This window comes from Stenotrophomonas sp. 22692 (assembly GCF_052045015.1).
GTDB lineage: Bacteria > Pseudomonadota > Gammaproteobacteria > Xanthomonadales > Xanthomonadaceae > Stenotrophomonas > Stenotrophomonas geniculata.
In genome coordinates, this window is record NZ_JBQEMR010000010.1 from 83,170 (window position 1) to 106,801 (window position 23,632).

Below are 23,632 nucleotides of genomic sequence, written 5' to 3' on the forward strand. Positions count from 1 at the left end.
ACTGAAAGCCCATCGACACAGCATTCCTCCTTCTGGAGAACACCATGAAAGACCTGCTCAACCTCTTCAACCAGCAGCGCCAGACGCTGGACTTCGACGCGATCAAGATCGCGCTGGCTTCGCCGGACCTGATCCGTTCGTGGTCCTTCGGCGAAGTGAAGAAGCCGGAAACCATCAACTACCGTACCTTCAAGCCGGAACGCGACGGCCTGTTCTGCGCCGCCATCTTCGGCCCGGTGAAGGACTACGAGTGCCTGTGCGGCAAGTACAAGCGCATGAAGCACCGCGGCGTGGTCTGCGAAAAGTGCGGCACCGAAGTGACCCTGGCCAAGGTGCGTCGCGAGCGCATGGGCCACATCGACCTGGCCTCGCCGGTCGCGCACATCTGGTTCCTGAAGTCGCTGCCGTCGCGCATCGGCCTGATGCTGGACATGACCCTGCGCGACATCGAGCGCGTGCTGTACTTCGAAGCCTACGTGGTGACCGAGCCGGGCCTGACCGCCCTGGAACGCCGCCAGCTGCTGACCGAAGAACAGTACCTGCAGGCCCGCCAGGAGCACGGTGACGACTTCGACGCCGCCATGGGCGCCGAGGCCGTGTACGAACTGCTGCGCACCATCGACCTGCAGTCGGAAATGACCCGCCTGCGCGAGGAAATCGCCGCTACCGGTTCGGAAACCAAGCTCAAGCGCCTCACCAAGCGCATCAAGCTGATCGAAGCCTTCCTGGAATCGGGCAACCGTCCGGAATGGATGGTCATGACCGTGCTGCCGGTGCTGCCGCCGGACCTGCGTCCGCTGGTCCCGCTGGATGGCGGCCGCTTCGCGACCTCCGACCTGAACGACCTGTACCGCCGCGTCATCAACCGCAACAACCGCCTGCGCCGCCTGCTCGAACTGAGCGCGCCGGACATCATCGTGCGCAATGAAAAGCGCATGCTGCAGGAATCGGTCGATGCGCTGCTGGACAACGGCCGTCGTGGCCGTGCCATCACCGGCACCAACAAGCGCCCGCTGAAGTCGCTGGCCGACATGATCAAGGGCAAGCAGGGTCGCTTCCGCCAGAACCTGCTCGGCAAGCGCGTCGACTACTCGGGCCGTTCGGTCATCGTGGTCGGTCCGTACCTGCGCCTGCACCAGTGCGGCCTGCCGAAGAAGATGGCGCTCGAGCTGTTCAAGCCGTTCGTCTTCGCCAAGCTGCAGCGTCGTGGCCTGGCCACCACCATCAAGGCTGCCAAGAAGCTGGTCGAGCGCGAAGAAGCCGAAGTCTGGGACATCCTGGAAGAGGTCATCCGCGAGCATCCGGTGATGCTGAACCGTGCGCCGACCCTGCACCGTCTGGGCATCCAGGCGTTCGAGCCGGTGCTGATCGAAGGCAAGGCCATCCAGCTGCATCCGCTGGTCTGCACCGCGTTCAACGCCGACTTCGACGGTGACCAGATGGCCGTCCACGTGCCGCTCTCGCTGGAAGCCCAGCTGGAAGCGCGTGCGCTGATGATGTCCACCAACAACATCCTGTCGCCGGCCAACGGCGAGCCGATCATCGTGCCGTCGCAGGACGTCGTGCTGGGTCTGTACTACATGACCCGCTCGCTGGAAAACAAGAAGGGCGAGGGCATGGCCTTCGCCAACATCGCCGAAGTCAAGCGTGCCTATGACAACCGCGTGGTGGAACTGCACGCCAAGGTCAAGGTCCGCATCACCGAGGTGGTGACCGACGAAGACGGCAACAAGCAGAACAAGACCTCGATCGTGGACACCACGATCGGTCGTGCCCTGCTGGCTGAAATCCTGCCGGAAGGCCTGCCGTTCGCGCTGGCCAATGTCGAGCTGACCAAGAAGAACATCAGCCGCCTGATCAACTCCAGCTACCGCCAGCTGGGCCTGAAGGACACGGTCGTGTTCGCCGACAAGCTGATGTACACCGGCTTCGCCTATGCGACCCGCGCCGGCGTCTCCATCGGCATCGACGACATGCTGATCCCGGACGAGAAGAAGGGCATCCTCACCGAGGCCGAAGCCGAAGTGCTGGAAATCCAGGAGCAGTACCAGTCGGGCCTGGTTACCGCCGGCGAGCGCTACAACAAGGTGGTCGACATCTGGTCGCGCACCAACGAGCGCATCGCCAAGGCGATGATGGACACCATCGGTACCGAGAAGGTGGTCAACGCCAAGGGTGAGACCATCGACCAGAAGTCGATGAACTCGCTGTACATCATGGCTGACTCCGGTGCGCGTGGTTCGCAGGCGCAGATCCGTCAGCTGGCCGGCATGCGCGGCCTGATGGCCCGTCCGGACGGCTCGATCATCGAGACGCCCATCAAGGCGAACTTCCGCGAAGGCCTGAACGTGCAGGAGTACTTCAACTCCACCCACGGTGCCCGTAAGGGTCTGGCTGATACCGCGCTGAAGACCGCGAACTCGGGTTACCTGACCCGTCGTCTGGTCGACGTCGCGCAGGACGTGGTGATCACCGAGGTGGATTGCGGTACCACCGAAGGCCTGATCATGACCCCGATCGTGGAAGGCGGCGACGTGGTCGAGCCGCTGAAGGACCGCGTGCTGGGTCGCGTGGTTGCCGAGGACGTGTTCCTGCCGGGCAACGACGAAGATCCGATCGTCACCCGCAACACCCTGCTGGACGAAGCCTGGGTTGCCAAGCTGGAAGATGCCGGCGTGCAGACCATCAAGGTCCGCTCGACCATCTCCTGCGAATCGGCCTTCGGTGTCTGCTCGCGCTGCTACGGCCGCGATCTGGCCCGTGGTCACCTGGTCAACATCGGTGAAGCGGTCGGCGTCATCGCCGCCCAGTCCATCGGTGAGCCGGGTACCCAGCTGACCATGCGTACGTTCCACATCGGTGGTGCGGCGTCGCGAGCTGCTGCGGTCGACAACATCACCGTCAAGACCACCGGCTCGGTCAAGTTCAGCAACCTCAAGTCCGTCGAGCATGCCAACGGCTCGCTGGTGGCAGTGTCGCGCTCGGGCGAAATCTCGGTGCTCGATGCCCACGGCCGTGAGCGTGAGCGTTACAAGCTGCCGTACGGTGCGACCATCACGTCCAAGGACGGTGATGCGATCAAGGCGGGCCAGACCGTGGCCAACTGGGATCCGCATAACCACCCGATCGTGTCGGAAGTGGCCGGCTTCATCCGCTTCATCGACTTCGTCGACGGCATCACCGTCATCGAGAAGACCGACGAGCTGACCGGCCTTGCTTCGCGCGAAATCACCGATCCGAAGCGTCGTGGTACCCAGGCCAAGGATCTGCGCCCGATCGTGCGCATCGTCGACGCCAAGGGCAACGACCTGTCGATTCCGGGCACCGACCTGCCGGCGCAGTACCTGCTGCCGCCGCGCTCGATCGTCAACCTGCAGGACGGCGCTGCCGTCGGCGTGGGTGACGTGGTCGCCAAGATTCCGCAGGAAGCGTCGAAGACCCGCGACATCACCGGTGGTCTGCCGCGCGTGGCCGATCTGTTCGAAGCGCGCAAGCCGAAGGATCCGGCGGTGCTGGCCGAGCGTTCGGGCATCATCAGCTTCGGCAAGGACACCAAGGGCAAGCAGCGCCTGATCATCAAGGACACCGATGGTTCGGAGCACGAAGAGCTGATTCCGAAGTACCGCCAGGTCATCGTGTTCGAAGGCGAGCATGTCACCAAGGGTGAAACCATCGTGGACGGCGAGCCGAGCCCGCAGGACATCCTGCGCCTGCTGGGTGTCGAACCGTTGGCGGCCTACCTGGTGAAGGAAATCCAGGACGTGTACCGCCTGCAGGGCGTGAAGATCAACGACAAGCACATCGAGGTGATCACCCGCCAGATGCTGCGCAAGGTCGAGATCACCGACCAGGGCAGCAGCAAGTTCCTGAACGGCGAGCAGGTGGAGCGTCAGCGCGTTATCGAGGAGAATGCGCGCCTGTCGACCCGCAACGAGCTGCCGGCGCACTTCGATCCGGTCCTGCTGGGTATCACCAAGGCCTCGCTGGCGACCGAATCGTTCATCTCGGCCGCGTCGTTCCAGGAAACCACCCGCGTGCTGACCGAAGCGGCCGTCCGCGGTACCAAGGACAACCTGCGCGGTCTGAAGGAAAACGTGATCGTGGGCCGCCTGATCCCGGCCGGTACCGGTCTGTCGTACCACAGCAGCCGCCGCCGCGGCGCTTCGGGTCTGACCGACTCGGAGATGCAGGCCCTGACCGGCACCCCGGCTGCAGTCGAGGCTCCGGCCGTTGAAGCTGAAGCTGAACAGGCGTCCGGCGAAGAATGAGGTAGCCGGTCCGGCCGCAAGGCCGGACCACCCCGTCGGTTCATCGACGGGTAGGGAAAGGGCAGGGGAGGTCGTCCGCGATCGCCCCGGCCAACCTGAACGGGGTACATGGAGGCCCCCCAGTAACGTTCCAGGATCAGGAACGGGCTTGACAGGAGGCGTTTGACTGCTTTCCTGACGGGTTGCTACAATCGTCTGTCTCAGCAGGCCAGAATTTTGGCCTGCTTTAACATTTCCGCATCTCTGGTCGGATTTTCCGGCCACCAATCAGAAGAACCTACTGATGGCGACGATCAACCAGCTGGTCCGCAAGCCGCGGCAAGCGACCACCTACAAGAGTGCCTCGCCGGCGCTCGACAAGTGCCCGCAGCGCCGTGGCGTCTGCACCCGTGTCTACACCACCACTCCGAAGAAGCCGAACTCGGCTCTGCGCAAGGTTGCCAAGGTCCGCCTGACCAACCAGGAAGAAGTGATTTCCTACATCGGTGGTGAAGGCCACAACCTGCAGGAGCACTCCGTGGTCCTGATCCGCGGCGGTCGCGTCAAGGACCTGCCGGGTGTGCGTTACCACACCGTTCGTGGCTCGCTCGACGCCGCCGGCGTTGCCAAGCGTCGCCAGGCCCGTTCCAAGTACGGCGCCAAGCGTCCGAAGGCATAAGGAGAGAGCACTATGTCGCGTAAGGGTAATACTCCGCAGCGTTCCGTCCTGCCCGATCCGAAGCACGGAAGCGAAACCATCGCCCGCTTCATCAACATGGTCATGCAGAGCGGCAAGAAGTCCGTCGCCGAAAAGATCGTGTACGGCGCCATGGACGTGATCACCGAGAAGAACAGCAGCGCCAACGCCATTGAGCTGGTGCAGAAGGCTCTGGACAACGTCGCTCCGGCGGTCGAAGTCAAGTCGCGCCGCGTCGGTGGTGCCACCTACCAGGTGCCGGTCGAAGTGCGTTCGTCGCGCAAGATGGCTCTGGCCATGCGCTGGCTGATCGACTCCGCGCGCAAGCGTGGTGAGAACACCATGCCGAAGAAGCTGGCTGCTGAACTGATCGACGCCTCGGAAAACCGTGGCGGCGCCATCAAGAAGCGCGAAGAAACCCACCGCATGGCCGAAGCCAACAAGGCATTCGCCCACTACCGCTGGTGAGTTTGACGGCCTTGTAAAACAGGCAGGGCAGCACCACTTCGGTGCGTGCTGCCTCGCGGTCCCAGAAGGGCTGCGCCAATCCGAAGGCCGCCGAAAGGCGGCGTTCGGCCATCCGAAATCCAAGAAATCTGAGAGGCTCCCGTGGCCCGTTCCACTCCCATCGAGCGTTACCGTAACTTCGGCATCATGGCTCACATCGATGCCGGCAAGACCACCACGTCCGAGCGCATCCTGTTCTACACCGGCAAGAGCCACAAGATCGGTGAAGTGCACGACGGCGCCGCCACCATGGACTGGATGGAGCAGGAGCAGGAGCGTGGCATCACGATCCAGTCCGCTGCCACCACCGCGTTCTGGAAGGGCATGGACAAGTCCCTGCCGGAGCACCGCTTCAACATCATCGACACCCCCGGGCACGTCGACTTCACCATCGAAGTGGAGCGCTCGCTGCGCGTGCTCGACGGTGCCGTCTTCGTCCTGTGCGCCGTCGGTGGCGTGCAGCCGCAGTCGGAAACCGTGTGGCGCCAGGCCAACAAGTACCACGTGCCGCGCATCGCGTTCGTCAACAAGATGGACCGCACCGGTGCCAACTTCCAGAAGGTCGTCGGCCAGCTGAAGGCCAAGCTGGGCGCGGTTGCCGTGCCGATGCAGCTGCCGATCGGCGCTGAAGACAACTTCAAGGGCGTTGTCGACCTGCTGAAGATGAAGGCCATCCATTGGGATGAGGCTTCGCAGGGCATGAAGTTCGAGTACGGTGAAATCCCGGCCGAACTGCAGGGCCCGGCTGAAGAGGCTCGCCAGTTCATGGTCGAGACCGCTGCCGAAGCCAGCGAAGAGCTGATGGAAAAGTACCTGGGCGGCGAAGAGCTGGCCGAGGCTGAAATCATCAATGCGCTGCGTACCCGCACCCTGGCCACTGAAATCGTGCCGATGTACTGCGGCTCGGCCTTCAAGAACAAGGGCGTGCAGGCCATGCTGGACGGCGTGATCCAGCTGCTGCCGTCGCCGGTCGACGTGCCGGACGTGAAGGGCGTGGACGTTGACGACGACACCGTCGAAATGACCCGCAAGTCGGACGACAAGGCTCCGTTCTCGTCGCTGGCCTTCAAGATCATCACCGACCCGTTCGTCGGCGCGCTGACCTTCTTCCGTGTCTACTCGGGCACCCTGAACGGTGGCGACACCGTGCTGAACTCGGTGAAGGGCAAGAAGGAGCGCATCGGCCGCATCCTGCAGATGCACTCGAACAACCGCGAGGAAATCAAGGAAGTTCTGGCCGGTGACATCGCCGCTGCCGTGGGCCTGAAGGACACCACCACCGGTGACACCCTGTGCGCCGTGGACGCCCCGATCATCCTGGAGCGCATGACGTTCCCGGAGCCGGTGATCTCGATGGCCGTCGAGCCGAAGACCAAGTCGGACCAGGAAAAGATGGGTCTGGCCCTGGGCCGTCTGGCGCAGGAAGATCCGTCGTTCCGCGTCAAGACCGACGAAGAATCCGGTCAGACCATCATCTCGGGCATGGGCGAGCTGCACCTGGACATCATCGTCGACCGCCTGAAGCGCGAGTTCAACGTTGAAGCCAACGTCGGCGCGCCGCAGGTGGCCTACCGCGAAACCATCACCCTGGCCGACGTCAAGTCGGACTACAAGCACGCCAAGCAGTCCGGTGGTAAGGGTCAGTACGGTCACGTCGTGATCGAGCTGTCGCCGATCACCGCTGAAGATCGTGCCGATCCGAAGATCGCTCCGATGATCAAGGACGACTTCCTGTTCATCAACGACATCACCGGCGGCGTGATCCCGAAGGAATTCATTCCGTCGGTTGAAAAGGGCCTGCGCGAAACCATCACCAGCGGCCCGCTGGCTGGCTTCCCGGTCGTGGACGTCAAGGTGAAGCTGGTGTTCGGTTCGTACCACGACGTCGACTCTTCGGAAATGGCGTTCAAGCTGGCTTCGTCGATGGCCTTCAAGCAGGGCTTCGCCAAGGCCAAGCCAGTGCTGCTGGAGCCGATCATGAAGGTCGAGATCGTGACCCCGGAGGATTACCAGGGTGACGTGATGGGCGACGTCAGCCGTCGTCGCGGCGTGCTGCAGGGTTCCGACACCACCGGTGACGGTTCGGCCAGCATCATCAACGCGATGATCCCGCTGGGTGAAATGTTCGGCTACGCCACTGCGCTGCGTTCGCAGACCCAGGGCCGCGCCACCTTCACCATGGAATTCGATCACTACGAGCCGGCGCCGACCAACATCGCCGAAGCCGTCATGAAGAAGGGCTGAGCCTCGCTCAGCCTCTCTTGAAACCACTTACGAACAATCAAGGTATAGAACAATGGCAAAGGGTAAGTTCGAGCGCACCAAGCCGCACGTCAACGTCGGCACCATCGGTCACGTCGATCACGGCAAGACCACGCTGACCGCTGCACTGACCAAGATCGGTGCCGAGCGCTTCGGTGGCGAGTTCAAGGATTACTCCTCGATCGACGCCGCGCCGGAAGAAAAGGCGCGTGGTATCACGATCTCGACCGCGCACGTCGAATACGAATCCCCGGTCCGTCACTACGCCCACGTCGATTGCCCGGGCCACGCTGACTACGTCAAGAACATGATCACCGGTGCCGCCCAGATGGACGGCGCGATCCTGGTGTGCTCGGCCGCTGACGGCCCGATGCCGCAGACCCGCGAGCACATCCTGCTGTCGCGTCAGGTCGGCGTGCCGTACATCGTCGTGTTCCTGAACAAGGCCGACATGGTTGACGACGCCGAGCTGCTCGAGCTGGTCGAGATGGAAGTGCGTGAACTGCTGAGCAAGTACGAGTTCCCGGGCGACGACACCCCGATTATCGCCGGTTCGGCCCGCCTGGCGCTGGAAGGCGACCAGAGCGACATCGGCGTGCCGGCCATCCTGAAGCTGGTCGACGCCCTGGACAGCTGGATCCCGGAGCCGGAGCGCGCGATCGACAAGCCGTTCCTGATGCCGGTGGAAGACGTGTTCTCGATCTCGGGCCGCGGCACCGTGGTGACCGGTCGTATCGAGCGCGGCGTGATCAAGGTTGGCGACGAAATCGAAATCGTCGGCATCCGTCCGGTGCAGAAGACCACCGTGACCGGCGTTGAAATGTTCCGCAAGCTGCTGGACCAGGGTCAGGCAGGCGACAACGCTGGCCTGCTGCTGCGCGGCACCAAGCGTGACGACGTCGAGCGTGGCCAGGTCCTGGCCAAGCCGGGTTCGATCAAGCCGCACACCAAGTTCGAAGGCGAAGTCTACGTCCTGTCGAAGGACGAAGGCGGCCGTCACACCCCGTTCTTCAACGGCTACCGTCCGCAGTTCTACTTCCGCACCACCGACATCACCGGCGCAGCTGCACTGCCGGAAGGCGTCGAAATGGTGATGCCGGGTGACAACGTCAAGATGGTCGTCACCCTGATCAACCCGGTGGCAATGGACGAAGGCCTGCGCTTCGCCATCCGCGAAGGCGGCCGTACCGTCGGCGCCGGCGTGGTCTCGAAGATCATCGAGTAATCTGGTAGTATCTGCGCCCCGATGTTGCCTGGGTAGGGCATCGGGGCGTATCAAATGGGAAAGCAGGCACAGGATGTGCCTTGTGTTCCCCGGACCAGGAAGGGTCAATGCCATTCAGGCGGCGTCAACAGGCGACTGTTGACAGCTGCCTTGCGTGCCATTATGCTTCTACGTCTGGGCAGGCCTGGGAACGGGTCTGCCTACGTTTTTGAGGTCTATGGAGTGACCTTGTCGGCCTGCAGGAGTGTGGGCCGTCCGTATTCAGGAATTTCATGGGACAAAGCAACCCAGAGGCTTTGTCTGTCGCTCTTTTAACGAAGGAACCTACCGCCATGGCGGACCAAAAGATCCGGATCCGGCTGAAAGCGTTCGATCATCGTCTGATCGACCGTTCGGCCAGCGAGATCGTTGAAACGGCAAAGCGGACCGGCGCGCAAGTGCGTGGCCCGATCCCGCTGCCGACCAAGATCGAGCGTTACACCGTTCTCGTTTCCCCGCACGTCGACAAGGACGCGCGTGACCAGTACGAGACCCGCACGCACAAGCGCGTGCTCGATATCGTTGACCCGAATGACAAGACCGTGGACGCGCTGATGAAGCTCGAACTGGCTGCCGGCGTCGACGTTCAGATCAAGCTGACCTGAGGACTACGACCATGACGAAGAAGTATTCGTTGGGCTTCGTGGGCCGCAAGGCCGGCATGAGCCGCGTGTTCACTGAAGATGGCCGCTCCATCCCGGTGACCCTGATCGAAGCAACCCCGAACCGCATCGCGCAGATCAAGACCGTCGAAACCGACGGCTACAGCGCCGTGCAGGTGACCGTCGGCGCGCGTCGCGCTGCCCTGGTCAACAAGCCGGAAGCCGGCCACTTCGCCAAGGCGAAGGTGGAAGCGGGTCGTGGCCTGTGGGAATTCCGCGTTGAAGACGCGCAGCTCGGCGATTTCGCCGTTGGCGGCGAAGTCAAGGCGGACATCTTCGAAGTCGGCCAGATCGTCGACGTCCAGGGTGTCACCAAGGGTAAGGGCTTCCAGGGCACCATCAAGCGCCACAACTTCCGTATGGGCGATGCAACCCACGGTAACTCGCTGTCGCATCGCGCGCCGGGTTCGCTGGGTCAGCGCCAGACCCCGGGTCGCGTTTTCCCGGGCAAGAAGATGTCGGGCCACATGGGCGCGGTGCAGCAGAGCACCCAGAACCTGGAAGTGGTCAAGGTCGACGTCGAGCGCGGTCTGATCGCCGTTCGCGGCGCCGTTCCGGGCGCGGCGGGTGGCGACGTGATCGTCCGTCCGGCGAGCAAGGCATAAGGAGAGATGACGATGGAACTCGTTATCACGGGTAGCAACAACAAGGTCTCGGTCTCCGACGCCGTGTTCGGTCGCGATTTCAGCGAAGATCTGGTCCACCAGGTCGTCGTTGCCTACCGCAACGCCGGTCGCGCCGGCACCAAGGCACAGAAGACTCGCTCCGAAGTGGCTGGTACCACCAAGAAGTCGAAGAAGCAGAAGGGCGGCGGCGCGCGTCATGGCGCACTGACGGCTCCGATCTTCGTCGGCGGCGGTGTCACCTTCGCGGCCAAGCCGCGCAGCTTCGAGCAGAAGGTCAATCGTAAGCAGTACCGTGCCGCCATGTGCGCGATCCTGTCCGAGCTGAACCGTCAGGGCCGTCTGACCATCGTGGAGTCCTTCGACGTCGAAGTGACCAACACGAAGGGTCTGATCGCCAAGCTGGCCGGCCTGGAAGTGGGCAAGCGCCCGCTGATCGTCACCGAAGAAGCGTCCGAGCACCTGTACCTGTCCGCCCGCAATCTGCCGTACGTGCAGGTGCGTGACGTCCAGGGTCTGGATCCGGTCTCGCTGGTGGGTGCCGACACGGTCGTCATCACCGCTGACGCGGTCAAGAAGGTCGAGGAGTGGCTGGCATGAACAGCAACGAAAAAATCTTCAGCGTGCTGCGTGCCCCGCGTGTCTCCGAAAAGACCGCGCGCCTGCAGGAACTCTCCAACCAGTATGTCTTCGAAGTTTCGAACGAAGCCACCAAGGCCGATGTAAAGGCCGCGGTTGAGCAGCTGTTCGACGTCAAGGTCGAAGCCGTCAACGTGGTCAACGTCAAGGGCAAGAACAAGTCCTTCCGTAACCGTGCTGGCCGCCGCGGCGATTGGCGCAAGGCGTACGTTCGCCTGGCCGATGGCCAGTCGATCGATGTAACGGCCAAGGCCTGAGGTACATCCCATGCCATTGATGAAATTCAAGCCCACTTCCCCCGGCCGCCGTTCGGCCGTGCGCGTGGTCACTCCCGACCTGCACAAGGGTGCTCCGCACGCTGCGCTGGTCGAGTCGCAGAGCCGCTCGGGTGGTCGTAACCACCATGGCCGCATCACCGTGCGTCACGTCGGTGGTGGTGCCAAGCAGCACTACCGCATCATCGACTTCAAGCGCAACAAGCTGGGCATCCCGGCGCGCGTGGAACGCATCGAATACGATCCGAACCGCACCGCGCACATCGCTCTGCTGTGCTACGTCGACGGTGAGCGTCGCTACATCATCGCCCCGAAGGGCCTGAAGGCTGGTGATCAGGTGATCGCTGGTTCGGATGCCCCGATCAAGGCCGGCAACACCCTGCCGCTGCGCAACATCCCGGTCGGCACCACCATCCACTGCATCGAACTGAAGCCGGGCAAGGGCGCTCAGATCGCTCGCGCCGCGGGTGCGGCCGTGCAGCTGGTGGCTCGTGAAGGCATCTACGCCACCCTGCGCCTGCGCTCGGGTGAAATGCGCAAGGTTCCGGTCGAGTGCTGCGCCACCATCGGCGAAGTCGGCAACGACGAGCACAGCCTGGAAAAGCTGGGCAAGGCCGGTGCCAAGCGTTGGCGCGGCGTCCGCCCGACCGTTCGTGGTGCTGCCATGAACCCGGTTGACCACCCGCACGGTGGTGGTGAGGCGAAGGCCGGCCAGGGTAATCCGCATCCGGTCACCCCGTGGGGTGTCCCGACCAAGGGTTACAAGACGCGCCATAACAAGCGCACTCAGCAGTTCATCGTCCGCGATCGTAGGGGCTAATCGACCATGGCACGTTCACTCAAGAAGGGCCCGTTCGTCGATCACCACCTCGTCAAGAAGGTGGAGGCCGCTGCGGGCAGCAAGAAGCCGATCAAGACCTGGTCGCGCCGTTCGATGATCCTGCCTGACATGGTAGGCGTCACCATTGCCGTGCATAACGGCAAGAACCACATCCCGGTTCTCGTCAACGAGAACATGGTCGGCCACAAGCTCGGCGAATTTGCCATCACCCGGACCTTCAAGGGTCACGGTGGTGACAAGAAGTCGGGCAAGTAAGGAGAGATGACAATGGAAGCGAAAGCCATCCTGCGCACTGCGCGCATCTCCCCGCAGAAGGCTCGTCTGGTCGCTGACCAGGTGCGCGGTCTGCCGGCCGAGCGTGCGGTCAACCTGCTGAAGTTCTCGGACAAGAAGGCTGCCCACCTGATCAAGAAGGTGGTGGAGTCGGCTATTGCAAATGCCGAAAACAACCAGGGCGCCGACGTCGACGAGCTGAAGGTTCAGACCATCATGGTTGATGAAGGTCCGACCCTGAAGCGTTTCATGGCGCGGGCGAAAGGCCGCGGTACCCGCATCCTCAAGCGCACCAGCCACATCACTGTGGTTGTGGGCGCCGCCAAGTAAGCGGATAAGGAAAAGACCATGGGTCATAAAGTTCATCCGATTGGTATCCGCCTCGGCATTTCCAAGGACTGGAACTCCAAGTGGTACGCCAACAAGGCCGAGTTCGCTGGTTACCTGGCAGCCGACCTGAAAGTGCGCGACATGCTGCGCAAGAAGCTGGCTCAGGCCGGCATCAGCAAGATCCTGATCGAGCGTCCGGCCAAGACCGCTCGCGTGACGATCCACACCGCCCGTCCGGGCGTGGTGATCGGCAAGCGCGGTGAGGACATCGAGAAGCTGCGCAAGGAAGTGAGCGAAATGATGGGCGTCCCGGCGCACATCAACGTCACCGAAGTGCGCAAGCCGGAACTGGACGCGCAGCTCGTTGCCGAGTCGATCGCCCAGCAGCTGGAGCGTCGCATCATGTTCCGCCGTGCAATGAAGCGCTCGGTCGGCAACGCGATGCGCCTGGGTGCCCTGGGCATCAAGGTCAACGTTGGTGGCCGCCTCAACGGTGCAGAAATCGCCCGTTCGGAGTGGTACCGCGAAGGCCGCGTGCCGCTGCACACCCTGCGTGCCGACATCGACTATGGCTTCGCTGAAGCCAAGACGACCTACGGCATCATCGGCATCAAGGTCTGGATCTACAAGGGCGAGGTCTTCGATTTCTCCCAGGTTGGCCAGGAAAAGCAGGACGACACCCCGTCGCGCAACGATCGTCACGATCGCGGCGACCGTGGTGACCGTCAGCGCCCGGCCCGTGAAGCGAGGTAACGACAATGTTGCAACCCAAGCGAACCAAGTACCGCAAGGTACACAAGGGCCGTAACGATGGCCTGAGCTGGAGCGCCAACGCTGTCAGCTTCGGCGAATACGGCCTGAAGGCAACCGCACACGGTCAGCTGACCGCGCGTCAGATCGAAGCGGCCCGCCGCTCGATCAGCCGCTACGTCAAGCGCGGCGGCAAGATGTGGATCCGCGTGTTCCCCGACAAGCCCATCACCAAGAAGCCCATCGAAGTCCGAATGGGTTCTGGTAAGGGTAACGTGGAATACTGGGTGGCCCAGATCCAGCCCGGCCGCATGATCTATGAAATCGAGGGTGTTTCCGAGGAAGTGGCTCGCGAGGCGTTCCGCCTGGCCGCCGCCAAGCTCTCGGTCACCACCACTTTCGTGACCCGTACGGTGCGCTGATGGATATCAAAACTCTCCGTGAAAAGTCGGCTGACGAACTCAAGGCCCACCTGATCGACCTGCGTAAGGAACAGTTCTCTGTCCGTATGCAGCAGGTCACCGGCCAGCTGCCGAAGACCCACGACATTCGCCGGGTCCGTCGCGAGATTGCTCGCGTCAAGACCCTGCTCGGCAGCACGAAGTAAGGATGGCCGCTATGAGCGACAATACTGAAAAGAAGACGCTGCGCACGGTCGAAGGCCGTGTCGTCAGCAACAAGATGGACAAGACGGTTACCGTCCTGGTTGAGCGTCAGGTCAAGCACGCGTTGTACGGCAAGTACATCAAGCGCTCGACGAAGCTGCACGCCCACGATGCCGACAACGCCTGCAAGGAAGGCGATGTCGTCCGCGTGACCGAGATTGCTCCGATGTCCAAGACCAAGAACTGGCGCGTGGTGGAAGTCATCACGCGTGCGGCTGAATAAGGAGTCTGAATCATGATCCAGATGCAGAGCTACCTTGACGTCGCGGACAATTCGGGTGCCAAGCAGGTGATGTGCTTCAAGGTGCTGGGTGGTTCCAAGCGCCGTTACGCCGGCATCGGCGACATCATCAAGGTCACCGTGAAGGATGCGATTCCGCGCGGCAAGGTCAAGAAGGGTGAAGTGTATGACGCCGTCGTGGTGCGTACCCGCAAGGGTGTGCGTCGCGCCGACGGCTCGCTGATCCGCTTCGACGGCAACGCTGCCGTTCTGCTGAACAGCAAGCAGGAGCCGATCGGTACCCGTATCTTCGGGCCGGTGACCCGTGAACTTCGTTCGGAGAAGTTCATGAAGATCGTCTCGCTCGCTCCCGAAGTGCTGTGAGCGACAGGAGATAATCATGGCTAACCGTATCAAGAAGGGCGACCAGGTTGTCGTCAACGCTGGCAAGGACAAGGGCAAGCAGGGCGAAGTCGTCCGCGTCGACGGCGACCGTGTGGTCGTCGCCAACGTGAACATCGTCAAGCGCCACACCAAGCCGAACCCGCAGGCAGGTGTTGCCGGCGGCGTGGTCGAGCGCGAAGCTTCGATCCATATCTCCAACGTGAATGTTCTGAACCCGGCTTCGGGCAAGGGCGAACGCGTTGGCTTCAAGGTGCTGGAGGATGGACGCAAACTGCGTGTGTTCCGCTCCAGCGGTGAGGCGCTCGACGCCTGAGGAATGAGAAGATGAGTTCCCGTCTCGAAAAGTTCTACAAGGACGAAGTGGTGCCGGCGCTGATGAAGCAGTTCGGCTACACCAATCCGATGGAAGTGCCGAAGCTGGTCAAGGTCACCCTGAACATGGGTGTCGGCGAAGCGGCCACCAACAAGAAGATCCTGGAAAACGCCGTCGGCGACATGACCAAGATTTCCGGCCAGAAGCCGGTTGTCACCAAGTCGCGTGTGTCGGTTGCGTCGTTCAAGATCCGTGATGGTTGGCCGATCGGCTGCAAGACCACGCTGCGTCGCCACAAGATGTACGAGTTCCTGGATCGCCTGATCAACATCTCGCTGCCGCGCGTGCGCGACTTCCGTGGTGTTTCCGGTCGTTCCTTCGACGGCCGCGGCAACTTCAACATGGGTGTGAAGGAGCAGATCATCTTCCCGGAAATCGACTTCGACGCCGTCGACGCGATCCGCGGTATGGATATCGCCATCACCACCACTGCGAAGACCGATGCGGAAGCGAAGGCGCTGCTGGCAGCGTTCAAGTTCCCGTTCCGTAACTGATCTGTCGAGGAAACCGAAATGGCAAAGACCTCCATGGTCAACCGCGACATCAAGCGGGAAAAGCTGGCAAAGAAGTACGCTGAAAAGCGTGCAGCTCTGAAGAAGATCGTGTCCTCCGTGGACGCGACCTACGAAGAGAAGATCGACGCCGCAACCAAGCTGGCCAAGCTGCCGCGCGATTCGTCGCCGAGCCGTCAGCGCAACCGTTGCGAGCTGTCGGGTCGTCCGCGTGGCGTCTACAGCAAGTTCGGCCTGGGCCGTAACAAGCTGCGTGAAGCCACCATGCGTGGCGACGTCCCGGGTCTGCGCAAGGCCAGCTGGTAATCCCAGCCGGCCCTGCGATCAGGAGCCCCTCCGGGGGTTCCTGAACCGGGCAGGGGAGGCGTTCAGCCTTCCCGACGTAAAAAAACCGAAGAGCCCGGCGCAAGCCGGGCTCTTTTGGCGTATACTCCCGCGTCTTGCCCTGTGCAAACGGGGTTGTAGGAGTGGGCTTTCGGCCCGCTGCATCAAGGGACCTGGCCCGTTTCCAGGAGACAACAGATTTTCGCGAAAGCGGATATCGGTGCACTCAAAGGTACTCATATGAGCATGACTGATCCCATCGCCGACCTGCTGGTCCGCATCAAGAATGCGGCCGCGGTTGGCAAGCAGACGGTGAAAGCCCCGTCGTCCAAGATCAAGGTTGCGATCGCCCAGGTCCTGAAGGACGAGGGTTACATCACCGACCTGCGCGTGACCCAGCTGGAGAACAACAAGTCCGAGCTGGAAATCGTGCTGAAGTATTTCGAAGGCAAGCCGGTCATCGCGACCCTGAAGCGCTTCTCGCGTTCGGGCCTGCGCCAGTACCGCGGCAAGAGCGAGCTGCCGAAGGTCATGAACGGCCTGGGTATCTCCATCATTTCCACCTCCAAGGGCATCATGACTGATGCGCAGGCGCGCCAGCTGGGCGTCGGCGGCGAAGTCCTGTGCTTCGTGGCCTAAGGCGAAAGGAGTAGAACTATGTCCCGCGTAGCCAAGAAGCCGATCGACCTGGGTAAGGTTGAACTGAACGTCCAGTCGGACAGCGTCACCGCCAAGGGCCCGAAGGGCTCCCTGTCGCTGGCCAAGCCGGCCGGTATTGCCATCAACGTCGACAACGGCGTTGCCACCCTGAGCACCGAGAACGCCGAGCTGGTCGCACTGACCGGTACCGTGCGTGCGATCCTGGCCAACATGGTCAAGGGCGTGTCCGAAGGCTTCGAGCGCAAGCTGGAGCTGGTCGGCGTGGGTTACCGTGCTGCCATGCAGGGCAAGGACCTGAGCCTGTCGCTCGGTTTCTCGCACCCGGTCGTGTTCGTGGCGCCGGAAGGCATCACCATCACCACCCCGACCCAGACCGAGATCCTGGTCCAGGGCGCTGACAAGCAGGTCGTCGGTGAAGTTGCCGCCAAGATCCGTGCGTTCCGCAAGCCGGAGCCGTACAAGGGCAAGGGCGTGAAGTACTCCGACGAAGTCATCATCCGTAAGGAAGCCAAGAAGGCCTAATTAGGCACTTCCGCTTTCAAAGGAAAAACATCATGAACAAGAACATCGCCCGCCTGCGTCGCGCCAAGTCGACCCGCGCCCACATCCGTGAGCTCGGCGTCGCCCGCCTGTCGGTGCTGCGCACCGGCCAGCACCTGTACGCCCAGGTCTTCACCGCCGACGGTTCCAAGGTGCTGGCTGCCGCCAACACCACCCAGACCGACGTCATGGAAGGCCTGAAGAACGGCAAGAACGCCGACGCCGCCGCCAAGGTCGGCCGCATCGTTGCCGAGCGCGCCAAGGCCGCCGGCATCGAGAAGGTTGCCTTCGATCGTTCGGGCTACCGCTACCACGGCCGCATCAAGGCCCTGGCAGAAGCCGCCCGCGAAGCCGGCCTGCAGTTCTAAGGGATAAGGGCAGGGGACCTGTGGTCTCCTGTCCGCCTGCTCGCCCGCCTGAGTGAGGCGGGACGGCGCCACTCTTCTGCAGTGGTCCACCGGAACAACGCGACATTCCACAACCATAAGCGGCCTCGAGCCGTACATACCCAAACTACCAAGGAATCAAAATGGCAGAAGAGCGTCAGCAGCGGGGTCGCGATCGCGACCGTAACCGCGAAGAGAAAGTCGACGACGGCATGATCGAAAAGCTGGTCGCGGTCAACCGCGTCAGCAAGACCGTCAAGGGTGGCCGCCAGTTCACCTTCACCGCCCTGACCGTGGTCGGCGACGGTGAAGGCAAGGTCGGTTTCGGCTATGGCAAGGCCCGCGAAGTGCCGGTCGCCATCCAGAAGTCGATGGAGCAGGCCCGCAAGAACCTGGTCAGCGTTGACCTGAACAACGGCACCCTGTGGCACACCATCAAGGATGGTCACGGCGCAGCCCGCGTGTTCATGCAGCCGGCTTCGGAAGGTACCGGCGTCATCGCCGGCGGTGCCATGCGCGCCGTGCTGGAAGCCGTTGGCGTGAAGAACGTGCTGGCCAAGGCCACCGGTTCGCGCAACCCGATCAACCTGGTGCGTGCCACCGTGAAGGGCCTGTCTGCTGCGCAGTCGCCGGCCCGCATCGCGGCCAAGCGCGGCAAGAAGGTGGAGGAACTCAACCATGGCTAATGAGTCCAACAAGACTGTGAAGGTGCGCCTGGTGCGCGGCCTGCGTGGTACCCAGTCGCGTCACCGCCTGTCGGTGCGTGCTCTGGGTCTGAACAAGCTCAACGATGTGCGTGAACTGAAGGACAGCCCGCAGGTTCGCGGTCTGATCAACACCGTTCACTACCTCGTCAAGGTTGAGGAGTAATCGATCATGACTCTGCGTCTCAATGAACTGAGCCCGGCACCGGGCGCCCGCACCGAGCGCACCCGCGTCGGTCGCGGTATCGGCTCGGGCCTGGGCAAGACTGCCGGCCGCGGCCACAAGGGTTCGTTCGCCCGTAAGGGTGGCGGCAAGATCAAGGCTGGCTTCGAAGGCGGCCAGACCCCCATGCAGCGTCGTCTGCCGAAGATCGGCTTCCGTTCGCCGATCGCCAAGGACACCGCTGAAGTGCTGCTGTACGCGCTGGACAAGCTGCCGGCCGGTGAGATCGACTTCGCCGCCCTGCGTGCTGCCAAGCTGGTCCCGAGCACTGCGAAGAAGGCCAAGGTCGTCGTCAAGGGCGAAGTGACCAAGGCGTTCACCCTGAAGGGTATCGCTGCCACGGCGGGTGCCAAGGCCGCGATCGAAGCTGCCGGCGGCAGCGTAACGGAGTAAGAAAATCATGGCGCAAGCTGGCATCGGTAACCTCGCGGGCGGAATGGGCAAGTTCACTGAACTTCGCCAACGTTTGCTGTTCGTCGTCGGGGCTTTGATCGTCTATCGCATCGGCTGCTACGTGCCGGTGCCGGGCGTCAATCCCGATGCCATGCTTGCCATGATGCAACAGCAGGGCGGCGGCATCGTGGACATGTTCAACATGTTCTCGGGCGGCGCCCTGCACCGTTTCAGCATCTTCGCGCTGAACGTGATGCCGTACATCTCGGCATCGATCGTGATGCAGCTGGCCGTGCACATCTTCCCCGCCCTGAAGGCGATGCAGAAGGAAGGTGAGTCCGGCCGCCGCAAGATCACCCAGTATTCGCGCATCGGCGCCGTGCTGCTGGCAGTGGTGCAGGGCGGTTCGATCGCGCTGGCCCTGCAGGGCCAGGTCTCGCCGTCGGGCGCTCCGGTCGTGTACGCACCGGGCATGGGCTTCGTGCTCACCGCCGTGGTCGCGCTGACCGCCGGCACAATGTTCCTGATGTGGGTCGGTGAGCAGGTCACCGAGCGCGGCATCGGCAACGGTGTGTCGTTGATCATCTTCGCCGGTATCGTCGCTGGCCTGCCGGGTGCGATCATCCACACCTTCGACGCCTACCGCGACGGCAACATCCAGTTCATCCAGCTGCTGCTGATCGCCATCGTCGTGCTCGCCTTCACCTTCTTCGTGGTGTTCGTCGAGCGTGGCCAGCGCCGGATCACGGTCAACTACGCGCGCCGCCAGGGCGGTCGCAATGCGTACATGAACCAGACCTCGTTCCTGCCGCTGAAGCTCAACATGGCCGGCGTCATCCCGGCGATCTTCGCCTCGAGCCTGCTGGCCTTCCCGGCCACCCTGGCCATGTGGTCCGGCCAGGCCGCCAACCAGAGCAGCTTCGGCCAGGTCCTGCAGAAGGTCGCCAACGCGCTGGGCCCGGGCGAGCCGCTGCACATGATCGTCTTCGCCGCGCTGATCACCGGTTTCGCGTTCTTCTACACCGCGCTGGTGTTCAACTCGCAGGAAACTGCCGACAACCTGAAGAAGTCGGGCGCGCTGATTCCGGGCATCCGTCCGGGCAAGGCCACTGCCGACTACATCGACGGCGTGCTGACCCGCCTGACCGCGGCCGGCTCGGCGTACCTGGTGATCGTCTGCCTGCTGCCGGAACTGATGCGCACGCAGCTGAACGCCTCGTTCTACTTCGGCGGTACTTCGCTGCTGATCGTGGTGGTGGTGGTGATGGACTTCATCGCCCAAGTGCAGGCGCACCTGATGTCCCACCAGTACGAGAGCCTGCTGAAGAAGGCCAACCTGAAGGGCGGCAACCGCGGCGGTTTTGCCCGCGGCTGATTGGCCTGTTATACTTTCGTCTTCCTGACGTGATGGTCCCTCCGCTTCGCGGACTCCGGCCACACAAACGAAGGGCGGCCCCCGCAGCGGTTCCGGGTGGGGGTGTGATGAGGTGGTCCCGCGCTGGAGTAGCGCGGGCGGCTCCGGGGGAAACCCCAGGTCCAACCCCATCCGGCGCCGGAGCCTGGGCACACTCCCCAGGCCGGGTTCATGAAACCAATGGTTTCACGGGCTTCCATGTAAACCGGAACCTTGTTAGTATCGCTAGTTCACTTTTTTGATCCATCCTGCCGGATTGGCGTGCCCGAGGCGCGCTGTCGGCCATCACTCAGCTGGAGAACCGCGTCATGGCGCGTATTGCAGGCGTCAACCTGCCAGCCCAGAAGCACGTCTGGGTCGGGTTGCAAAGCATTTACGGCATCGGCCGTACCCGTTCGAAGAAGGTCTGCGAAGTCGCAGGCGTTGCTTCGACCACCAAGATCCGCGATCTGTCGGAGCCGGAAATCGAGCGCCTGCGCGCCGAAGTCGGCAAGTACATCGTGGAAGGCGATCTGCGCCGTGAGATCGGCATCGCGATCAAGCGCCTGATGGACCTGGGCTGCTACCGCGGCCTGCGTCACCGTCGTGGCCTCCCGCTGCGTGGCCAGCGCACCCGTACCAACGCCCGCACCCGCAAGGGTCCGCGCAAGGCGATCAAGAAGTAAGGGACTGAGAAATGGCTAAGCCCGCTGCTAAGACCAAGAAGAAGATCAAGCGCGTCGTCACCGACGGCGTTGCCCACGTCCACGCTTCGTTCAACAACACCATCGTCACCATCACCGACCGCCAGGGCAACGCTCTGTCGTGGGCGACCTCCGGTGGCGCTGGCTTCCGCGGTTCGCGCAAGTCGACCCCGTTCGCTGCCCAGGTGGCTGCTGAAAAGGCCGGTCGTGCTGCGCTGGACTACGGCGTGAAGTCGCTGGAAGTCCGCATCAAGGGCCCGGGTCCGGGCCGTGAGTCGGCCGTGCGTTCGTTGAACAACGTCGGCTACAAGATCACCAACATCATCGACGTGACGCCTATCCCGCACAACGGGTGCCGTCCGCCGAAGAAGCGTCGCGTCTAAAGGGAGCGATAAGAAATGGCTCGTTATATCGGTCCTACCTGTAAGCTCGCCCGTCGCGAAGGCGCCGACCTGTCCCTGAAGAGCCCGGCGCGTGCGCTGGACTCCAAGTGCAAGCTGGAGCAGAAGCCCGGCCAGCACGGCGCCACTGCCCGCAAGGGCAAGCTGTCCGACTACGCCACCCAGCTGCGTGAAAAGCAGAAGGTCAAGCGTATCTACGGCCTGCTGGAGCGTCAGTTCCGCAACTACTACAAGAAGGCCTCGACCAAGAAGGGCAACACCGGCGAGAACCTGCTGCAGCTGCTGGAAACCCGCCTGGACAACGTCGTCTACCGCATGGGCTTCGCCGTGACCCGTCCGGCTGCCCGTCAGCTGGTGTCGCACCGCGGCGTCACCGTGAATGGCAAGTCGGTCAACCTGGCTTCGTACCAGGTCAAGGCTGGCGACGCCATCGCCCTGTCTGAAAAGGCTGCCAAGCAGCTGCGCGTCCAGGAAGCCCTGACCGTCGCCGCCCAGCATGACCTGAGCCCGTCGTGGGTTGAAGTGGATTCCGGCAAGTTCACCGGCATCTTCAAGGCTGTTCCGGATCGTTCGGATCTGCCTGCGGACATCAACGAAGCGCTGATCGTCGAGCTGTATTCGAAGTAATTCACATTGGAGAGCCCCCGGCGACGGCCGGGGGTTCACTAGGAGAACCCGCAACATGACGGTTACCGCCAACCAGGTTCTGCGTCCTCGCGGTCCGCAGATCGAACGCCTTACCGACACCCGTGCAAAGGTCGTTATCGAACCTTTGGAGCGGGGTTACGGGCATACGCTGGGTAATGCCCTGCGTCGCGTGCTGCTGTCGTCCATCCCGGGCTTCGCCATCACGGAAGTCGAAATCGACGGCGTGTTGCATGAGTACACCACGGTCGAAGGTCTGCAGGAGGACGTGCTCGAAGTCCTGCTGAACCTGAAGGACGTGGCCATCCGTATGCACTCCGGCGACAGCGCCACCCTGTCCCTGTCCAAGCAGGGCCCGGGCGTTGTCACCGCTGCCGATATCAAGGTCGACCACAATGTGGAGATCCTGAACGGCGAACACGTGATCTGCCACCTGACCAAGGATACGGCGATCAACATGCGTCTGAAGATCGAACGTGGTTTCGGCTACCAGCCGGCTGCCGCGCGTCGTCGTCCGGACGAAGAAACCCGTGCCATCGGCCGCCTGGTCCTGGATGCCTCGTTCTCGCCGGTCCGCCGCGTCGCCTATGCCGTTGAAGCGGCCCGCGTCGAACAGCGTACCGACCTGGACAAGCTGGTCATCGATATCGAGACCAACGGCACCATCGACGCCGAGGAAGCCGTGCGCACCGCCGCCGACATCCTCAGCGACCAGCTGTCGGTGTTCGGTGACTTCACCCACCGCGACCGCGGTGCGGCGAAGCCGGCCAACAACGGCGTGGATCCGGTGCTGCTGCGCCCGATCGACGATCTGGAGCTGACCGTGCGTTCGGCCAACTGCCTGAAGGCTGAAAGCATCTACTACATCGGCGATCTGATCCAGAAGACCGAAGTGGAGCTGCTGAAGACCCCGAACCTGGGCAAGAAGTCGCTCACCGAGATCAAGGAAGTGCTGGCTCAGCGCGGCCTGTCGCTCGGCATGAAGCTGGAGAACTGGCCGCCGGCCGGTGTCGCCAGCCACGGCATGCTGGGCTGATATCGGTAATGCCTGAAGGCTCCACCGTTCGCGGTGGGGCCTTCAACGCAACACAACATGCCACGACGAACCGCAGGTTCGCGGGGCAGGTCGTCCAGGACGGGCGACCAGGACCAACCGCAGTCCGCGCAGCAACGCCAGGAAGGCGACAACGATCCGCACAGCCTCATCATTAACCAAGGAATATCACCATGCGTCACCAGAAGTCTGGCCGTAAGTTCAGCCGCACCAGCGCCCACCGCGAAGCGATGTTCAAGAACATGGCCGCCTCGCTGTTCAAGCACGAGCTGATCAAGACCACCCTGCCGAAGGCCAAGGAACTGCGCCGCGTTGCCGAGCCGCTGATCACCCTGGCCAAGGTCGACTCCGTCGCCAACCGCCGTCTGGCCTTCGCCCGTCTGCGCGACAACGAAGCCGTGGGCAACCTGTTCACCATCCTGGGCCCGCGCTACGCGAACCGTCCGGGCGGCTACCTGCGTCTGCTGAAGTGCGGCTTCCGCGCCGGCGACAACGCGCCGATGGCCTACGTCGAGCTGGTCGACCGTCCGGTCGTGGCCGAGGAAGTGGCCGAGTAATCGGACTGCTCGAACGCGACACAGCGAAAGCCCGGCCTCTGCCGGGCTTTTGCGTTCTGGTAGCGCCGGGCCATGCCCGGCGTTTCCGTATCCGCTACGCTCG

32 protein-coding genes are annotated in these 23,632 nt (G+C 62.8%); all 32 read left to right on the forward strand.

Annotated elements, in window-relative coordinates; all coding sequences use genetic code 11:
• Positions 1 to 44: 44 nt before the first annotated feature.
• The 32 genes from rpoC to rplQ all read left to right on the forward strand — a co-directional run bounded on the left by rpoC (position 45) and on the right by rplQ (position 23,529).
• Positions 45 to 4,268: a DNA-directed RNA polymerase subunit beta' gene (gene rpoC / locus ACTJJM_RS10520; RefSeq protein WP_010480372.1), complete on the forward strand. Its 4,224-nt coding sequence runs from the start codon at positions 45 to 47 to the stop codon at positions 4,266 to 4,268.
• Positions 4,269 to 4,551: 283 nt separating this feature from the next.
• A complete protein-coding gene (rpsL, locus tag ACTJJM_RS10525) occupies positions 4,552 to 4,926 on the forward strand; it encodes a 30S ribosomal protein S12 (RefSeq protein ID WP_004145320.1) in 375 nt (124 codons plus the stop codon).
• 12 nt (positions 4,927 to 4,938) lie between these two features.
• A complete protein-coding gene (gene rpsG / locus ACTJJM_RS10530; protein ID WP_004145321.1) occupies positions 4,939 to 5,412 on the forward strand; it encodes a 30S ribosomal protein S7 in 474 nt (157 codons plus the stop codon).
• A 141-nt stretch (positions 5,413 to 5,553) separates the two neighbouring features.
• Positions 5,554 to 7,695, forward strand: coding sequence for an elongation factor G (gene fusA / locus ACTJJM_RS10535; protein ID WP_010480354.1), 2,142 nt, complete (start codon positions 5,554 to 5,556; stop codon positions 7,693 to 7,695).
• Between the two features lie 52 nt (positions 7,696 to 7,747).
• A complete protein-coding gene (tuf, locus tag ACTJJM_RS10540) occupies positions 7,748 to 8,938 on the forward strand; it encodes an elongation factor Tu (protein WP_262102457.1) in 1,191 nt (396 codons plus the stop codon).
• 332 nt (positions 8,939 to 9,270) lie between these two features.
• Positions 9,271 to 9,582, forward strand: coding sequence for a 30S ribosomal protein S10 (rpsJ, locus tag ACTJJM_RS10545; RefSeq protein ID WP_005408208.1), 312 nt, complete (start codon positions 9,271 to 9,273; stop codon positions 9,580 to 9,582).
• An 11-nt stretch (positions 9,583 to 9,593) separates the two neighbouring features.
• Positions 9,594 to 10,244 carry a 50S ribosomal protein L3 gene (rplC, locus tag ACTJJM_RS10550; protein ID WP_004145336.1) on the forward strand — a complete coding sequence of 217 codons (651 nt, stop codon included), beginning with the start codon at positions 9,594 to 9,596 and terminating at the stop codon, positions 10,242 to 10,244.
• Between the two features lie 12 nt (positions 10,245 to 10,256).
• Positions 10,257 to 10,862: a 50S ribosomal protein L4 gene (gene rplD, locus ACTJJM_RS10555; protein WP_004145337.1), complete on the forward strand. Its 606-nt coding sequence runs from the start codon at positions 10,257 to 10,259 to the stop codon at positions 10,860 to 10,862.
• Complete coding sequence (rplW, locus tag ACTJJM_RS10560; RefSeq protein ID WP_004145338.1) at positions 10,859 to 11,158, forward strand: 50S ribosomal protein L23; 300 nt, start codon at positions 10,859 to 10,861, stop codon at positions 11,156 to 11,158. Before rplD ends, rplW begins: the two co-directional genes overlap by 4 nt.
• 10 nt (positions 11,159 to 11,168) lie before the next feature.
• A complete protein-coding gene (gene rplB / locus ACTJJM_RS10565; protein WP_004145339.1) occupies positions 11,169 to 11,996 on the forward strand; it encodes a 50S ribosomal protein L2 in 828 nt (275 codons plus the stop codon).
• A gap of 6 nt (positions 11,997 to 12,002) precedes the next feature.
• A complete protein-coding gene (rpsS, locus tag ACTJJM_RS10570) occupies positions 12,003 to 12,272 on the forward strand; it encodes a 30S ribosomal protein S19 (protein ID WP_004154485.1) in 270 nt (89 codons plus the stop codon).
• A gap of 12 nt (positions 12,273 to 12,284) precedes the next feature.
• Complete coding sequence (rplV, locus tag ACTJJM_RS10575; protein ID WP_004145348.1) at positions 12,285 to 12,620, forward strand: 50S ribosomal protein L22; 336 nt, start codon at positions 12,285 to 12,287, stop codon at positions 12,618 to 12,620.
• An 18-nt stretch (positions 12,621 to 12,638) separates the two neighbouring features.
• Positions 12,639 to 13,373: a 30S ribosomal protein S3 gene (gene rpsC / locus ACTJJM_RS10580; protein ID WP_005415414.1), complete on the forward strand. Its 735-nt coding sequence runs from the start codon at positions 12,639 to 12,641 to the stop codon at positions 13,371 to 13,373.
• Positions 13,374 to 13,378: 5 nt separating this feature from the next.
• Positions 13,379 to 13,792 (forward strand): 50S ribosomal protein L16, encoded by a 414-nt coding sequence (rplP, locus tag ACTJJM_RS10585; protein WP_004154486.1) that lies wholly within the window; start codon positions 13,379 to 13,381, stop codon positions 13,790 to 13,792.
• Entirely contained in the window at positions 13,792 to 13,977 is a 186-nt protein-coding gene (gene rpmC, locus ACTJJM_RS10590) for a 50S ribosomal protein L29 (protein WP_004154487.1), read from the forward strand. Before rplP ends, rpmC begins: the two co-directional genes overlap by 1 nt.
• An 11-nt stretch (positions 13,978 to 13,988) precedes the next feature.
• Positions 13,989 to 14,258: a 30S ribosomal protein S17 gene (gene rpsQ, locus ACTJJM_RS10595; RefSeq protein ID WP_004154489.1), complete on the forward strand. Its 270-nt coding sequence runs from the start codon at positions 13,989 to 13,991 to the stop codon at positions 14,256 to 14,258.
• Positions 14,259 to 14,270: 12 nt separating this feature from the next.
• Positions 14,271 to 14,639 (forward strand): 50S ribosomal protein L14, encoded by a 369-nt coding sequence (gene rplN / locus ACTJJM_RS10600; protein WP_004145357.1) that lies wholly within the window; start codon positions 14,271 to 14,273, stop codon positions 14,637 to 14,639.
• Between the two features lie 16 nt (positions 14,640 to 14,655).
• Entirely contained in the window at positions 14,656 to 14,973 is a 318-nt protein-coding gene (gene rplX, locus ACTJJM_RS10605) for a 50S ribosomal protein L24 (protein ID WP_004154490.1), read from the forward strand.
• 11 nt (positions 14,974 to 14,984) lie between these two features.
• Positions 14,985 to 15,527 carry a 50S ribosomal protein L5 gene (gene rplE / locus ACTJJM_RS10610; RefSeq protein ID WP_004154491.1) on the forward strand — a complete coding sequence of 181 codons (543 nt, stop codon included), beginning with the start codon at positions 14,985 to 14,987 and terminating at the stop codon, positions 15,525 to 15,527.
• Positions 15,528 to 15,545: 18 nt separating this feature from the next.
• Positions 15,546 to 15,851, forward strand: a complete 306-nt coding sequence (rpsN, locus tag ACTJJM_RS10615; RefSeq protein ID WP_005408209.1) for a 30S ribosomal protein S14 — start codon at positions 15,546 to 15,548, stop codon at positions 15,849 to 15,851.
• Positions 15,852 to 16,109: 258 nt separating this feature from the next.
• The gene (gene rpsH / locus ACTJJM_RS10620; RefSeq protein ID WP_005408210.1) at positions 16,110 to 16,508 is read left to right on the forward strand and encodes a 30S ribosomal protein S8; all 399 of its coding nucleotides are present in this window, start codon (positions 16,110 to 16,112) and stop codon (positions 16,506 to 16,508) included.
• A gap of 18 nt (positions 16,509 to 16,526) precedes the next feature.
• Entirely contained in the window at positions 16,527 to 17,051 is a 525-nt protein-coding gene (gene rplF / locus ACTJJM_RS10625) for a 50S ribosomal protein L6 (protein ID WP_010483977.1), read from the forward strand.
• Between the two features lie 32 nt (positions 17,052 to 17,083).
• Entirely contained in the window at positions 17,084 to 17,437 is a 354-nt protein-coding gene (gene rplR, locus ACTJJM_RS10630; RefSeq protein ID WP_010483976.1) for a 50S ribosomal protein L18, read from the forward strand.
• A gap of 161 nt (positions 17,438 to 17,598) precedes the next feature.
• On the forward strand, positions 17,599 to 18,141 hold the full coding sequence (rpsE, locus tag ACTJJM_RS10635) for a 30S ribosomal protein S5 (RefSeq protein WP_004145411.1): 543 nt from the start codon (positions 17,599 to 17,601) through the stop codon (positions 18,139 to 18,141).
• Positions 18,134 to 18,325, forward strand: coding sequence for a 50S ribosomal protein L30 (gene rpmD, locus ACTJJM_RS10640; RefSeq protein WP_004154497.1), 192 nt, complete (start codon positions 18,134 to 18,136; stop codon positions 18,323 to 18,325). Before rpsE ends, rpmD begins: the two co-directional genes overlap by 8 nt.
• A 6-nt stretch (positions 18,326 to 18,331) precedes the next feature.
• The gene (gene rplO / locus ACTJJM_RS10645; protein ID WP_004154498.1) at positions 18,332 to 18,775 is read left to right on the forward strand and encodes a 50S ribosomal protein L15; all 444 of its coding nucleotides are present in this window, start codon (positions 18,332 to 18,334) and stop codon (positions 18,773 to 18,775) included.
• Positions 18,776 to 18,782: 7 nt separating this feature from the next.
• Complete coding sequence (secY, locus tag ACTJJM_RS10650) at positions 18,783 to 20,150, forward strand: preprotein translocase subunit SecY (RefSeq protein ID WP_005408215.1); 1,368 nt, start codon at positions 18,783 to 18,785, stop codon at positions 20,148 to 20,150.
• A gap of 347 nt (positions 20,151 to 20,497) precedes the next feature.
• A complete protein-coding gene (gene rpsM, locus ACTJJM_RS10655) occupies positions 20,498 to 20,854 on the forward strand; it encodes a 30S ribosomal protein S13 (RefSeq protein ID WP_004154500.1) in 357 nt (118 codons plus the stop codon).
• A gap of 11 nt (positions 20,855 to 20,865) precedes the next feature.
• Positions 20,866 to 21,255: a 30S ribosomal protein S11 gene (rpsK, locus tag ACTJJM_RS10660; protein WP_004145443.1), complete on the forward strand. Its 390-nt coding sequence runs from the start codon at positions 20,866 to 20,868 to the stop codon at positions 21,253 to 21,255.
• Between the two features lie 15 nt (positions 21,256 to 21,270).
• Positions 21,271 to 21,900 (forward strand): 30S ribosomal protein S4, encoded by a 630-nt coding sequence (gene rpsD / locus ACTJJM_RS10665; RefSeq protein ID WP_004145446.1) that lies wholly within the window; start codon positions 21,271 to 21,273, stop codon positions 21,898 to 21,900.
• Between the two features lie 55 nt (positions 21,901 to 21,955).
• Positions 21,956 to 22,954 (forward strand): DNA-directed RNA polymerase subunit alpha, encoded by a 999-nt coding sequence (locus ACTJJM_RS10670; RefSeq protein ID WP_010483975.1) that lies wholly within the window; start codon positions 21,956 to 21,958, stop codon positions 22,952 to 22,954.
• Between the two features lie 191 nt (positions 22,955 to 23,145).
• Positions 23,146 to 23,529: a 50S ribosomal protein L17 gene (gene rplQ / locus ACTJJM_RS10675; protein ID WP_005408217.1), complete on the forward strand. Its 384-nt coding sequence runs from the start codon at positions 23,146 to 23,148 to the stop codon at positions 23,527 to 23,529.
• Positions 23,530 to 23,632 lie beyond the last annotated feature (103 nt).

Bases quoted from the DNA above. Each gene is read 5' to 3' on its own strand.
- rpoC (WP_010480372.1), top strand. From the start codon at position 45: ATGAAAGACCTGCTCAACCTCTTCAACCAGCAGCGCCAGACGCTGGAC.
- rpsL (WP_004145320.1), top strand. From the start codon at position 4,552: ATGGCGACGATCAACCAGCTGGTCCGCAAGCCGCGGCAAGCGACCACC.
- rpsG (WP_004145321.1), top strand. From the start codon at position 4,939: ATGTCGCGTAAGGGTAATACTCCGCAGCGTTCCGTCCTGCCCGATCCG.
- tuf (WP_262102457.1), top strand. From the start codon at position 7,748: ATGGCAAAGGGTAAGTTCGAGCGCACCAAGCCGCACGTCAACGTCGGC.
- rpsJ (WP_005408208.1), top strand. From the start codon at position 9,271: ATGGCGGACCAAAAGATCCGGATCCGGCTGAAAGCGTTCGATCATCGT.
- rplC (WP_004145336.1), top strand. From the start codon at position 9,594: ATGACGAAGAAGTATTCGTTGGGCTTCGTGGGCCGCAAGGCCGGCATG.
- rplD (WP_004145337.1), top strand. From the start codon at position 10,257: ATGGAACTCGTTATCACGGGTAGCAACAACAAGGTCTCGGTCTCCGAC.
- rplW (WP_004145338.1), top strand. From the start codon at position 10,859: ATGAACAGCAACGAAAAAATCTTCAGCGTGCTGCGTGCCCCGCGTGTC.
- rplB (WP_004145339.1), top strand. From the start codon at position 11,169: ATGCCATTGATGAAATTCAAGCCCACTTCCCCCGGCCGCCGTTCGGCC.
- rpsS (WP_004154485.1), top strand. From the start codon at position 12,003: ATGGCACGTTCACTCAAGAAGGGCCCGTTCGTCGATCACCACCTCGTC.
- rplV (WP_004145348.1), top strand. From the start codon at position 12,285: ATGGAAGCGAAAGCCATCCTGCGCACTGCGCGCATCTCCCCGCAGAAG.
- rpsC (WP_005415414.1), top strand. From the start codon at position 12,639: ATGGGTCATAAAGTTCATCCGATTGGTATCCGCCTCGGCATTTCCAAG.
- rplP (WP_004154486.1), top strand. From the start codon at position 13,379: ATGTTGCAACCCAAGCGAACCAAGTACCGCAAGGTACACAAGGGCCGT.
- rpmC (WP_004154487.1), top strand. From the start codon at position 13,792: ATGGATATCAAAACTCTCCGTGAAAAGTCGGCTGACGAACTCAAGGCC.
- rpsQ (WP_004154489.1), top strand. From the start codon at position 13,989: ATGAGCGACAATACTGAAAAGAAGACGCTGCGCACGGTCGAAGGCCGT.
- rplN (WP_004145357.1), top strand. From the start codon at position 14,271: ATGATCCAGATGCAGAGCTACCTTGACGTCGCGGACAATTCGGGTGCC.
- rplX (WP_004154490.1), top strand. From the start codon at position 14,656: ATGGCTAACCGTATCAAGAAGGGCGACCAGGTTGTCGTCAACGCTGGC.
- rplE (WP_004154491.1), top strand. From the start codon at position 14,985: ATGAGTTCCCGTCTCGAAAAGTTCTACAAGGACGAAGTGGTGCCGGCG.
- rpsN (WP_005408209.1), top strand. From the start codon at position 15,546: ATGGCAAAGACCTCCATGGTCAACCGCGACATCAAGCGGGAAAAGCTG.
- rpsH (WP_005408210.1), top strand. From the start codon at position 16,110: ATGAGCATGACTGATCCCATCGCCGACCTGCTGGTCCGCATCAAGAAT.
- rplF (WP_010483977.1), top strand. From the start codon at position 16,527: ATGTCCCGCGTAGCCAAGAAGCCGATCGACCTGGGTAAGGTTGAACTG.
- rplR (WP_010483976.1), top strand. From the start codon at position 17,084: ATGAACAAGAACATCGCCCGCCTGCGTCGCGCCAAGTCGACCCGCGCC.
- rpsE (WP_004145411.1), top strand. From the start codon at position 17,599: ATGGCAGAAGAGCGTCAGCAGCGGGGTCGCGATCGCGACCGTAACCGC.
- rpmD (WP_004154497.1), top strand. From the start codon at position 18,134: ATGGCTAATGAGTCCAACAAGACTGTGAAGGTGCGCCTGGTGCGCGGC.
- rplO (WP_004154498.1), top strand. From the start codon at position 18,332: ATGACTCTGCGTCTCAATGAACTGAGCCCGGCACCGGGCGCCCGCACC.
- secY (WP_005408215.1), top strand. From the start codon at position 18,783: ATGGCGCAAGCTGGCATCGGTAACCTCGCGGGCGGAATGGGCAAGTTC.
- rpsM (WP_004154500.1), top strand. From the start codon at position 20,498: ATGGCGCGTATTGCAGGCGTCAACCTGCCAGCCCAGAAGCACGTCTGG.
- rpsK (WP_004145443.1), top strand. From the start codon at position 20,866: ATGGCTAAGCCCGCTGCTAAGACCAAGAAGAAGATCAAGCGCGTCGTC.
- rpsD (WP_004145446.1), top strand. From the start codon at position 21,271: ATGGCTCGTTATATCGGTCCTACCTGTAAGCTCGCCCGTCGCGAAGGC.
- ACTJJM_RS10670 (WP_010483975.1), top strand. From the start codon at position 21,956: ATGACGGTTACCGCCAACCAGGTTCTGCGTCCTCGCGGTCCGCAGATC.
- rplQ (WP_005408217.1), top strand. From the start codon at position 23,146: ATGCGTCACCAGAAGTCTGGCCGTAAGTTCAGCCGCACCAGCGCCCAC.